Origin of the sequence: Luteibacter sp., assembly GCF_036500425.1 — a bacterium.
In the GTDB taxonomy this organism is placed as follows: domain Bacteria; phylum Pseudomonadota; class Gammaproteobacteria; order Xanthomonadales; family Rhodanobacteraceae; genus Luteibacter.
The window spans coordinates 1-12,301 of sequence record NZ_DASYCB010000075.1 but is presented as its reverse complement, the minus strand read 5'-3'; the positions used below and the strand labels follow the sequence as shown (position 1 = coordinate 12,301).

At 63.5% G+C, this 12,301-nt stretch carries 6 protein-coding genes and 1 pseudogene; 2 read left to right on the top strand and 5 right to left on the bottom strand.

The window, feature by feature from the left end; genetic code table 11:
- Positions 1-3: 3 nt before the first annotated feature.
- Positions 4-5,055, top strand: coding sequence for a hypothetical protein (locus tag VGN46_RS18290; RefSeq protein WP_331645872.1), 5,052 nt, complete (start codon positions 4-6; stop codon positions 5,053-5,055).
- 247 nt (positions 5,056-5,302) lie between these two features.
- On the opposite strand, the pseudogene VGN46_RS20390 reads toward VGN46_RS18290, so the two are convergent.
- The 4 genes and pseudogenes from VGN46_RS20390 to VGN46_RS18275 form a co-directional block, all read right to left on the bottom strand.
- A pseudogene (locus VGN46_RS20390) lies at positions 5,303-5,698 on the bottom strand (glycosyl hydrolase family 28-related protein); the annotation flags it as partial.
- 510 nt (positions 5,699-6,208) lie between these two features.
- Positions 6,209-7,750: a hypothetical protein gene (locus VGN46_RS18285; RefSeq protein ID WP_331645870.1), complete on the bottom strand. Its 1,542-nt coding sequence runs from the start codon at positions 7,748-7,750 to the stop codon at positions 6,209-6,211.
- Between the two features lie 435 nt (positions 7,751-8,185).
- A complete protein-coding gene (gene ssb / locus VGN46_RS18280) occupies positions 8,186-8,797 on the bottom strand; it encodes a single-stranded DNA-binding protein (protein WP_331645868.1) in 612 nt (203 codons plus the stop codon).
- Positions 8,798-8,996: 199 nt separating this feature from the next.
- Complete coding sequence (locus tag VGN46_RS18275) at positions 8,997-10,196, bottom strand: MFS transporter (RefSeq protein WP_331645866.1); 1,200 nt, start codon at positions 10,194-10,196, stop codon at positions 8,997-8,999.
- 134 nt (positions 10,197-10,330) lie between these two features.
- Between VGN46_RS18275 and VGN46_RS18270 the strand changes: the two genes are divergently transcribed.
- On the top strand, positions 10,331-11,329 hold the full coding sequence (locus VGN46_RS18270; RefSeq protein WP_331645864.1) for a polyprenyl synthetase family protein: 999 nt from the start codon (positions 10,331-10,333) through the stop codon (positions 11,327-11,329).
- Positions 11,330-11,424: 95 nt separating this feature from the next.
- On the opposite strand, the gene VGN46_RS18265 is transcribed toward VGN46_RS18270, so the two are convergent.
- Positions 11,425-12,216, bottom strand: a complete 792-nt coding sequence (locus VGN46_RS18265) for a dienelactone hydrolase family protein (RefSeq protein WP_331645862.1) — start codon at positions 12,214-12,216, stop codon at positions 11,425-11,427.
- Positions 12,217-12,301: the final 85 nt, after the last annotated feature.

Here is a 12,301-nt window from a genome sequence, read left to right as displayed (position 1 = left end):
CGCGTGGCGGACCTGCGTGAGGCGATGCGGCGCCGGGTGACCTGGTTCTATGAAACCCAGCTGCGCGCACTTAACTGCGGGTCGTTCCAGGGGCTGCGCCCTGACAAGCCCGGTGCGATGCTGGACCTGGTCTCCGAAGTCCCGCTGACCGCCGTCTTTCCCGGCCAGTTCGGCCGTCTGCAGGAGCTGCCGCGTGTCTATCTCGACAGCCAGCAACCGGTGTGGACCAACCTCGATGCTCAGCGGCACGGCGAATTCGACGCGTCGTTGCTTGGGCGCATGGGCGACTGGCTCTATGCCCGCGAACCCCAACGGCTCGGCTCAAAGCTAAAGGCCCTGCAGGACGAGTTCGAGGCGACCCGCTTCGGTTCGAACACGGATTCGATGCCATCGTTGAGCCGGTTTCCGCGCCGCCGGCCCGACGACATGCTGGGCGATCATCACGGCGATGCGGTCGCGGCTGCCATCAGTCGCGCCGAGCTTGCCGCAGCACGTCCCTGGCTGATTCCGGAACTCTACAACTTCGTCGCGCCCGAGGCAGCCGACGAGGGGCGTGCGGACATCCGCGCCTGGGTGGCGAACCTCGAACGCTACGTCCACGAATTCGAGACCGAGCTGGCGCTGAGCGTCGGGGGTGTCGCAGGGGTCGAGGTACCGTTCGCCACGGAAGCGCCCGAGCTCTATCGCGCGTTCCTGGCCGGCATCCTGTCCGCGACGTCCGCCCGCCCGGCGAGCGACGCGGTCAAGGTGCGTCTGCTCGACCTCTTCAAGGACAAGCCCCAGGACAAAAGCGCCAAGTACCACTACGTCCCCTCCATTGCGACGAACGGCGCAGCGATGGGGCCAGTGGAGACGTTCGCGCTATCGGCACGGGTTGGCTATTGGACGCGCGCATTCCTCGACTCCCAACGGGAATGCATCGTGCTCAAGCCCAACTCGGACATGGGCCTGTGCCAGCTCGTGCGCCTCATCTACCGCTACGGCACCATCCCGGATGGCGTCGGCGCCGAGCCGGGCTGGCGACACCGCCTGCCGCCCGATGATACCTATCGCGCCTTCATGCAGGAGCGCGTCAAGGTGATCGGCGATGACACCGATCTGCTGGCCCGGTTCGAGAAGGCCGAGGTGAAGCTGCGGATCATCCTCGAGGAGAGCGCAGCCCATCCGCGCAGCCCCGACCCGAGCTTCTCGCCCCTTGCCGGCGAGGTCCTGAAGCAGGCGCTGCTCTCGTATAAGTTCTGGCTGGACGAGCACCCGAGAGCGCTCGACAACGACCGGCTCAACAAGGTTAAGAGAGACCTCGGCTACGCCGATGATGAGATCGACCATGAAATGGAGTTCTGGTCGGAGAACCACTACATCATGTTCGCCTCGTCCGAGTATCTGCTAGGGCAGCTCTGGCAGGAGGACGCCTTCCAGCCCTGCCGCCTGTTCGTTGATCCCGGCGATCGGACCGGCGAGCGCACGGGACTGCAACGTCGTGATCGTGGCCGCGTCCGTGTCCTCAAGTGGCTCAACAATCGGTTGATGTTCGGATGGATGGAGTTCCACTCCTCCGGCTACTACCGCGAGCACCTCTGGGCATTGCTCAACCTCGTCGACTTCGCCCTCGACGACGAGGTGCGCACAAAGGCAGTGATGGCCGTCGACCTGATGCTGTTCGATGCCACCCGTTTCCAGCACCGCGGCGCGATGGGCGCGGCGGGCGGCCGCTCCCAGTTCAAGTCGAAGTCCTCGGGGTTCGACAATGGCCTGAGCGACGTGCTCGAGATCATGTTCGGGGTCAAAGGCGTGTACGTCGATGGCGACGCGCAGATCGGCGCGAGCTTCGCATCATCTGCCTACCCGGCGCCGCAGGCCCTGCTCGAGATGGGCGTGAACCCGCCCACGGCACCGTTCACCGACCGCTCGCGCGTGTCGATCACGTTCGACGAGTCCGGCAAGTACGGCATCACCTGGTCGCAGGATTCCGACACCAAGGATTCGCAACTGGTCGGTTATGCCGCGAAGCGCGCGCGTTATTCGCCCTTCCTGGCCGAGGTCAACCGCGAGATCGCGCGGACCCATGATGATTACGGCGCGGTCGAGGACGACACGATCTTCTTCTGGGGTATGTCGGCCTTCGTCAACAAGCAGGTCGTGCGGGGTAGCTTCGCGTTGATGCACCGGTATGGGTTGGACAAGGCCGACGCGTTCAAGCAGCCGCGGCTCCTGATGGGGCTGGTCTCTCTTTTCAAGGATCTGCCGAGCCAGCTGTTCTACACGGCGACCGGCGAGCCGCTTGGCGACATCGACGAACGCACCGCTGACGACCTGTCGCTGGTGTTCGAAGGCTCGACGCGCACGCGTGCCAATATCGTCACCTACCGCTCACCAGGCGCGATGCTGTCCAGCCTTCAGAACTTCCGCGCCGGCCAACTCAATTTCCAGACCAGTGTCCAGCAGGCCACGCTCAACGGTGCGCTCAACGTGTTCGTCACCGCCGGCTTCGGCGACATCGATCTTTCCGAGCTGGCGACGTTTACCGCCGGCTTCCTGGTTGGCGGTGCGCTCGGGTCGCTTTTTGGACCCGTGGGCGCGGTGATCGGAAGTGTCGCTGGAGGCATCGGCGCCGTTGCCGGCGAGCACGCCGCGCTCGAAGACACTAATCCTCTTTGCCCCGGTCACGATGATGGTCCCGACTGGTGGACCGGAAATTGGGCGCTGCCGCGCGTGGTGCAGCACGCTGGCGCGACGATCATGCTGTCCGATTTTCACGACATGCAAAAGTTTCTGGCGGACGTCGGCTCGCACGCCTGGTTTCCCAGGTCCGGCTTCGACCAGGTCGTCGAACGGCGCACGGGCGCCTATGACGACGCCAATTTCCCGCTGCTCGACATCGGTCATATCGGCCCAAAGGGTTTCTGGCTGTTCGGCAAAGTGGTGCATCCGACACCCGAAGGGTCCACGGACCTGCCCGAGGAAGGTTACGTCGGGGTCTTCTCGAACAACCGGCCCGAGTGGATGACCCGGGAATCTGGCCCCTACGATCACCGCATTGAGCAGCAGATCGATAAGGACAAAGACAAGGGCAACGCGGACATCTGGAAGGATGCGCCCGATCTGTTCGCCGGTCGCGACTGGCATGTGGACGGCAAGAACATCTGGATCGTCCAGATCGGCAGCCGCAACGAGTTCGGCAGTTTCAACGCGTTCATGGACCGCGTCGCCGGTGCGCGCGTGCACATCGATGACGACGGTGATCTGGAATGCACCTATGACGCGCCGCTGCCCGGTGGGGGCTCGGCGCGGCTGCGGTTGGCCGACGGCGACGACCCGGAGTTCGAGCTCAACGGCCAGCCGCTCGCGACCGATCTGTTTCCACGCTTCGAGACGCCGTTCGTCCGGGGCGGCCTCGTCGAGTGGCAGCAGCGCGCCTATTGCCTCGAGTGGAACGGACACAGCCTCCTACACGACTTCCTCGACATGCGCACGCCGGTGCGCGGCGAGGACCCAGACATCCTCGATGGTGATTCACGGACGATCCGCGCGCTCGTGATCTATCTGCGGACAGGCGACGAAGCGATGGAGGCCTTCACCGTCGCCACTGCCAGGGTCGATATCGGTTGCACCTCCGCAGCACGCGCCCAGGTCGTCGCCGCCGGCCCCGTGAGCGAGAACACGCAGCACGACGCGGAATGGATCTACTTCGACCGCCCGATGCGCCGCAGCCCCGATATGACGTTGGAGATCGTGAACCCGCCTGGCGGCGGCGATCCATTCGACCTCGGCCTGCCCGGACCGGGCACCCTGCCGGACGTGGACCCCGCGACCCTGGGCCGCTCGCTGTTACGTCTGGTGGATGGGTCACCTGAGTGGAAGGCGACGTTCACGCTCAAGGCGCTGATGGGCGACCATCAGTTGCGTGACTGCGCGCTGGTCTTCGACCAGATCGACTTTGAGGATGACCGCCGGTCGAGCGGCGCCCGACCGTTTGCCATCCGGCTTGGCGAATGGGACGAATGGCAGCCCGTCGGCGGCGCGATCGATATCGCGTCCTGGCTGTTGGCGGCGCACCCGCCGTTCACCGTGGTGTGGCACGACCACAACGACCTCTTTGCGCTCGACCACTCGCGCCGCTTGTGGTGGCGTCGAATGCGTTGCGGCGGGGCGCTTGGCTTCTGGTCTGAGATTAAAGGGGCCGGGGACGCGCCCGACTGGTCACTGCCGTTTTCCTGGAGCGCGGTAAGTGATTCATCGGGCCGCGTGGCGCTGTTCGTGATCAGCGGCGGACGGCTGCTTGCGTGGGTGGAGGACGTCGGAAGCGAGCAGCAGCCCTGGGTCGACCTTCAGCCGACGACGCTCGACGTGATCTTCCCCGTCGCTGTGCCCCTCGCCCCCTCATCGACGGTGACTCCTGTCCCCACCGGCAGCGGTTTCGCGGATCTCTATGTTCTGGGCGCGGACGGTGCGGTCTACGTACGCCATGGCTGGGGTCCAGGCGATGCGGAGACCTGGCGGCGGATCGGAATAGAAGATCTCGGCGGCGACACCCCGTCGCAACTGGGCGTTGGCGGCGGCCAGGTCATCGCCCGCACGGCGCAAGGGAATTTCTGGATCTGCCGCGCCGACCTGCCGACGGTGTTCGGGGCCGGCTGGACGCCACTCGATAGTCCCGGCTTTCCCGTGAGCGCATTTTCCGCGATCGGCAACGACATGTCGTTCCGGCTGGCCGCGCAGGGGCCCGACGGCGAGATTGCGATTGGCTCAGGGACGTTGAGCGGCACGATCACTTGGCAGGTTGCATCGGCGGATGACGCTTGGCGTCCCACACTGGGGAGTGATCTCGTCTGGGCTGCGCCTGCCGCGGATACGACGCAGCTGTTCGCAATCGGCAGCGATGGCTCGGTGCGTTCGCTCGTCGCGGGCGAAGCGATATGGCGTTCGGTGGGGCCTGGCGTCGCACCTGACACACAAGCCACATCGAGGCTTGCGGCGACATGCCGTACAGCCGGTCAGATCGAGCTGTTTGCCGATGTTGGCGGGGAGACGCTTGTTTGGACCTGGTGGTCCTGAGAGCGCCAGCAGAGCGCCCCTCGCGGGGCGCTCTGCTCCGCTTTCGATCAACACACCCTGTGCGTGGGTGTTCGCGTTTGAGCACGTGAAGTTGAGGATCGTGTTCGACGTGAATATGATGGATGTACTCGGTCGCATTCGCGCTGAATAGCTTAAGCGTGCCCGCCTTGTTCCAGGGACTACCCCGCGACACGCAGTCACCGATTTCCACGAACCTGCAACGATCCATCTGGGCACTGTAGCTGCACCCTGTAAAGACCATGTCCTGTAGAGACAGTCGCTGTGCCGACTGAAAGTAGACGCCGGTAATGCCGCCCACTGAGGTACAGTCGATTTCGATGCCCGAGATCGATATGTTGACGAACTGATCGGAGGGGGCGAGGTACTGAAACACGTTGATGCCGGCGGACTTGGGTAACAGCTTCACCGACTCTCCGCCGAAGCCAACGACGGTCAGGTTGGGGATAAGCGTAAGCGCAGAACTAAGAACATAGGCGCCAGGCGGCAGATAAACACCGCCACCCGCTCCTGCCAGAGAATTAATTGCCGCTTGAATGGCAGATGTATCGTCGTGCACCCCGTCGCCAATCGCGCCGAAGTTGAGCACATTGGCATATCGGCCCGTTGCGTTTGCCGCCTGCATCGTCGCCCCTGCGCTTGAGGCCATAGTCGACAGACCGATAGCAACGACAGGCATGGTATTGATGAAATCGCGTCGCTTCACTGCGTTCCCTCCAGTTTGGATTCAGATCGAACTTTGCTATCACGGCCTATCCAGCCGCGGACCCGAGTATCCATGGCTTACATCGCAAAGAATGAGACGTGCTGCGCCGCGTGAAACATAAAAAAAGCCCCCGCGGTTGCGGGGGCTTTGGCGAAGCTCAAGGCATTTTCTTATGCCGCATCAGAACGGTTGTGCACACCTGATAGCTGCACCATCTACAAGTAAGTCTAATTAAACAATGCCTTAGCCCGCCCTATCTAAACACCAGGCGAGGGAACTGTCGACCGCACCGCGTCAGACCGATGGACGCGAAGCCCTTGCAATGGCAAGGGCTTCTTAACCTTGAATCAATACATCCCTACACGTGTTCGCGAGAACGGCCGTCCGCACCAGCCGGCCACTCGATGGCTCCATCAGCGGACAAGCTGTTCAACGGGGAGGCCGAATCCAAAGCTGCAACATGACATCTTTGACGATCTTTTCGTCGTCATTCCAGCGCACATACCTCAGCCGCGGGCACTTCGGCTTACCTTTTTCTGGAACTTCAGCATAGGTGAATAGCGCCTCGCGCTCTCCTATCGCTACCTTGAAGCAGCCATAGAGTACATCGGTAATGGTGGCGAACTCGCTCAAGTCGCGAATCGGTTTCGTCAAGGGAGAACGCGGTTGATCCCTAACGTGTAGCTTGGGTGGCGGGCTACCCTTAGGCCAAAGCACCATGTCATCGTTGGCCAACTGCTTGAACAAAACGCCCCGCCCGAAAGGTCGCACTTCATTCGGCGCGTCGGACATGATTCGGCGCAGCCTGGCGGCTTCGGCGCAGCTTGGCAGTTTGCGCTCGGCTATCCGTTGCACCATCGGATCGATCCATCGCTCCGCACCTAAGTGACGAGGCGCCAGTGCAAGCGCCAGGAGCATTTTGTTGCTGATGATCAGCGACGACGGTATGTTGGAAAACCGTTTACATTCCGCACATACGGGCGAGACCGATCTTGGAGGGCAGCCGTCATCGTACCGGTTCCTGGTGAACTCATTCGGTGGGTGATCTGAGGTAATCGGACACCGATCGAATTCACGGGACTGAGAGCCCGGCTTCGAAGGCTCGTCGAACACCCACACATCGGCGTGCCGATCATCAGTGACGTTTACGGAGACCCCCACGCAAGAGGTTTCCCAGGTATCTCGATCAAGCCACGTGCCACTGAGCCATTCCTCGACAGGACGATGGCGCCACGGCCTCAACTGGCAATCGCTCTGTTCGACAGGCCGGGAAGGACCGAATGACCACGCCACGTGCTGATTGGCGGAGAGCCAGTAGAAGCTGTCGATGGCTCCACACACCGCAGAAAGATCGTTGTCCGCCGGCCCGAACTGGCGCATGCCTTCGGATTGCAAGGCTTTAAGATCGTCGAAAGTAAATAAATGACGAGCTGAGATCAGTGTTTGAGTGCATGGAACGTCGACGTCCTGATCGCCTTCGCCCCAAAGAAAGCCGATGATCGCCCCTCCAATAGCGCCCCAAACGCCGAAGCCGGATGCACCAAGTAGAGTTAGAAACCCGCGCTTGAGCCATTTGTCCGCTTCGCTTTGCGGCACCCTGATGGTCTTCAGCCACACCTTCGGTACGAGGAACACCTCGACTGCCAGGATTTGACCTTCCGCTACGGCCATGGGGCTCAATTCAAATCGCGGAAACAGCTGACTTGTGCTGAAGTCCGCCACATCGTTCCGAACGATATCGCCCACGGCGAGACCAGGTGCATAGATGCCTGCGTCACCCAGGGGAACGCTCGGATCAATGCTCCGATTCGCATCAGGTGGAAGCGCGCCTATCTGCTGCGTATCCAATGCCGTATCGAGGTCGTCTGCGTTGTGAAGTGTCGCTCGCATGTAGAGCCAGACCGGCTGATCTGGCGCTAGGCCACTAAGGAGCTGGACCTGCTCGAACGCGATTTTGAACGACTCTGTCATGCCCAGGCCCTCCGCTAGTCTTCGCGCGCCGAAGGTCTAAGAACCGGCGAGCGAACTGAATACCGATGCTTCTTGAGCGCGCCAACGCCACTGCATTGCGTTGAGCCATGCGTGATCGGACAGCAGCGGTTCCGCACATGCACAGGCTGAAGTTGTGCAGAAGAGCGCCGCCACAGTGAGACGTGCGCTCCTCATGCCCTGGCACCCGTTGTTGCCAGCACTGGATGCTACGCTTGCTCATCGCCGCTGCGCCGGTTCTACGGCCATATGGACTAAGGCAAATTCGGCAAGGGAGGGCCACGTTGTTTGGCGTTTTGCGTGTTAGTGGCCCTGCGTCGTACGGGCAGAATGTTCTCGCCGCTTCAGAAAAGAAAAAAGCCCCCGCAAGAGCGGAGGCTTTTTAAAGCTAGAGCAACTCTTCAAAACACGTGTTCGTTAGAACGGAATATCGTCGTCATCAAAGCCTTCGTTGACCGGCGGGGCCGAACGCTGCGGGGCATTACCGCCACCGCGCTGCTGGCCGTAGTCGTCGTCGCCACCGCGGTTGCCACCGCCGTAGTTACCGCCGCCACCCTGGCCGCCGCGCTGCTGGCCACCACCGCCACCGCCACCGCCACCGCCGTAGCTACCGCCACCGCCCTGGCCGCCGCGCGACTGCTGCGGACGGTTGCCGCCACTGAAACCGCCACCGCCGCCACCTTCACCGCCACCCGGACCGCCGAGCATCTGCATCTCGTTGGCGATGATGTCGGTGCTGTAGCGCTCGACACCATCCTTATCGGTGTACTTGTCGGTGCGCAGCGAGCCTTCGATATACACCTGGCGACCCTTCTTCAGGTATTCGCCCGAGATTTCGGCGAGCTTGCCGAACAGCTTCACGCGGTGCCACTCAGTGCGCTCCTGCTTCTCGCCGCTCTGCTTATCGGTCCAGTTTTCCGACGTCGCGATGCGCAGGCTGGTGATCGCCGTGCCGCTGCCGGTGTACCGGGTTTCCGGATCTGCGCCGAGGTTGCCGACGATGATGACTTTGTTGATGCCGCGTGCCATGGATTTTCCTCGTTTACGTGATGCGCTCTTCGCACCAGGCAGCCAGGGGGCCACCGGAAGAGCGGACCGGATAGTGTGGGCGATGGTGGGGCCTTGGGCAATGTCCCGGCAAGCGATATTCGCCGCGCCGCGGTGTCAGGGATCGTCTCACCCGCGACGATCCTGTAGGAGCGCGCTTGCGCGCGATTGGGGTCCCGGATTAGTCCAGCCCTGCCGCGTCGCCGATCGCGCGCGAGCGCGCTCCTACACGGAGGACCAGGGGGAGCCAGACCAGCGTGAGGGCGGCGGCGGCGGCGAAAACGCCCTGCAGGCCAAGCGCGCCCAGCGCCAGCCCGCCCAGGGCGCCTCCGACGAACGCCCCGAAGAACTGGCTGGTCGAATAGGCACCCATCGCCGCGCCGCGCAGGTGCGCCGGAGCCAGTCGTGAGACCAGGCTCGGCAAGGTCGCCTCGAGCAGGTTGAAGGCCGAGAAGAACACGGCCGCTGCGAGGCCCAGCAGCCACTCATGGCGCGTGGCCATGGCCATGCCGGCTAGCGCCAGCCCCAGCGCGACCACGCAGCCGACCACCATTCGCGCACTGCGGGCGGTATCGCGGATGCGGGGCATGAGGGCGCCCATCACCAGTGCCGCGATCACCATCACCGGCAGGTACAGGGTCCAGTGCCGGGCCACGGGGACCTCGAACGTATCGGTCAGCAGGATCGGCAGGCCGACGAAACACGCCGTAAGCAGGGCATGCAGGAAAAACACCGAGCCGTTGAGGGCCAGCATGCCACGGTCACCCAGCATGGCCAGGATGTCGCGCAGCGTCCCGGTCGCCGGCCGCTCGGCGCGTGCCGGGGTCGGGACCAGCCACCACAACAGGGCCATCGCGCATAGGGCGAGGATCGAGGTCAGGCCGAACAGGCCGCCCAGCCCGGCGACGGCTTCCAGTGGGGGTCCCAGGATCAGCGCCAGCAGGAACGACAAACCGATCGACACGCCAATGATGCCCATCACCTTGCCGCGGTTCGCCTCGGCGGTGAGGTCCGCAGCAAGGGCGGTGCCCGCGCCGGCCACCGCACCCATGCCTTGCAGGGCACGGCCCAGGACGATGCCGGTCAGGGTGTGTGACATCGCGGCCACGGCGCCGCCGATGGCGAAAACCACCAGACCCAGGCTGATCGCCGGCTTGCGGCCGATCCGGTCGGAAAGCATGCCCAGCGGCACCTGAAGCAGCATCTGGCCGATCCCGTACACACCCAGGGCGACGCCAATCAACAGCGGGGTGGCATCGGGCATCGCCCGGGCATACACGGAAAAAACGGGGAGGATCAGGAACAGGCCGAACAGCCGCAGGCTGATCACCAGGGCCAGCGTCAGGGCGCTGCGTCGTTCCAGGGGGCTGAGCTGGCTCACCGAGGGTTCGATCCGTTCCTGGCACCAGGACCGGTGCCGGCGGAGATTATAGAGACCTGCGGCGCCATGACGGTTCAAACATGAATGGCGCCCCTATAATGTGGGCTGATATGCCGCATCCACACGACGGGCCCATGCCATCCATTGCCGAAAGCCAGACCCCCATTGATTTCGCCAGCGTCCGCGCCCTGGCCGCTGACGACATGCGGGAGGTGGATGCACTCATCCGGCGCCGCCTGTCCTCCGATGTCGTCCTGATCAACCAGATCGCCGAACACATCATCGCCGGCGGTGGCAAGCGCCTGCGCCCGATGCTGCACGTACTGGCCGCCGGTGCTGCGAACTACCAGGGCGCCGAGCACGCCAAGCTGGCGGCGATCATCGAGTTCATCCACACGTCGACCCTGCTGCACGACGATGTGGTGGATGAATCGGATATGCGCCGCGGCCGCAAGACCGCGAACGCCCTGTGGGGTAACGCCGCCAGCGTGCTGGTCGGCGATTTCCTCTACTCGCGTTCGTTCCAGTTGATGGTCGAGCTGGATGACATGCGGATCATGCGCATCCTTGCGAACACCACCAACACCATCGCGGAAGGCGAAGTGCTGCAGCTGCTGAACATCGGCAACGCCGATGTGGATGAAGCGGCGTACCTCGCGGTGATCGAACGCAAGACAGCGGTGCTGTTCGCCGCGGCCACCGAACTCGGCGGCGTACTCGGTGGCTTGCCGGATGACCAGGTCGCGGCGCTGCGCCGCTATGGCATGGAGCTCGGCTACGCGTTCCAGATCGCGGACGACCTGCTCGATTACGTTTCCGATGCCGATACGCTGGGCAAGAACATCGGCGATGACCTCGCCGAGGGCAAGCCCACCCTGCCCCTGATCTATGCGATGCAGGTGGCGGATCCGGATCAGCTGAAGTCGCTACGCCATGCTATCGAACACGGCGGGCTGGATTCGCTCGATCGGATCATCGCGGCCATCCGCGATTCGGGCGCGCTGGAGCGCGTGCATGAGAAGGCGGTATCGCACGCCGCGGCGGCACGTGAGGCCCTGGCTTCACTAGCACCATCGGCGCATCGCGACGCGCTGGCCATGCTGGCCGACTACTCCGTCGAACGCCGGTTCTGACCAAGCCGAGGGAAAATCATCTGTAGGAGCGCGCTTGCGCGCGATAGGGGCTTGCGGCAACCCCCATCGCGCGCACGCGCGCTCCTACAACAGCTTTATTTCTTGAAGGCTTCGGTTAGCCAGGCTTTCATCGCCGCGTAGGCGCGGGTGGCGACCTTGGCGTCGTAGCGGCAATTGCCGGTGGCGTCGGTGGCCTCCTTCTCGGTGAAGCAATGCACGGCATTGCCGTAGTCCACCGAGGCCCAGTCCACCTTCGCCGCACGCATTTCTGCTTCGAAACCAGCACGCTGTTCCGGCGGGACGTTGGCATCGTCAGCGCCATTGAGCGCCAGCACGTGGGCAGTGTGCAGTTTCGACCCCAGCTTCGAATCATCCGAAAGCAGGCCGTGGAAGGTCACGACCGCGGCCACGTCGGCGCCAGTACGCGCGAGATCGAGCACGGCCGAACCGCCGAAGCAGAAACCGATCGCCGCGAGTCGCGCAGGGTCGATGGGTGCGTTCTTTTCCTGCGCCTTGAGTTCATCGAAAGCGCGCGACACGCGGGTGCGCATCAGCTGGCGATCGCCGTAGAGCGGCTTCACCGCCACTCCCGCTTCGTCAGCGCTCTTCGGGTGGGCATCGCCGCCGTACATATCGGTGAGCAGGATCACGTAATCCTTCCCGGCGATCTCCTTGGCCTTGGCGATGGCCATGTCGTTGATGCCGTACCAGTTCGGGACCATGAGCAGGCCCGGGCGCTTCGCGGTCACCGCGTCGTCGTAGACCAGGTAGCTCTTGAAGGTCACGCCGTGATCGGTCCACTGGACCGGCTTGGCGACCATGGCGGCATGGGCGCTGCCCATGGCGGCTAACGCGAGGAGTGACAAGGCAAGCAAGCGGCGGCGCATCGGCGTTCTCCCTGGGGTAAGTGGCCGAAGCATACGGGAACCCGATCCTTGTAGGAGCGCGCTTGCGCGCGATGGGGCTTGCGGC

Bases quoted from the DNA above. Each gene is read 5' to 3' on its own strand.
- VGN46_RS18285 (WP_331645870.1), bottom strand. From the start codon at position 7,750: ATGACAGAGTCGTTCAAAATCGCGTTCGAGCAGGTCCAGCTCCTTAGT.
- ssb (WP_331645868.1), bottom strand. From the start codon at position 8,797: ATGGCACGCGGCATCAACAAAGTCATCATCGTCGGCAACCTCGGCGCA.
- VGN46_RS18270 (WP_331645864.1), top strand. From the start codon at position 10,331: ATGCCATCCATTGCCGAAAGCCAGACCCCCATTGATTTCGCCAGCGTC.
- VGN46_RS18265 (WP_331645862.1), bottom strand. From the start codon at position 12,216: ATGCGCCGCCGCTTGCTTGCCTTGTCACTCCTCGCGTTAGCCGCCATG.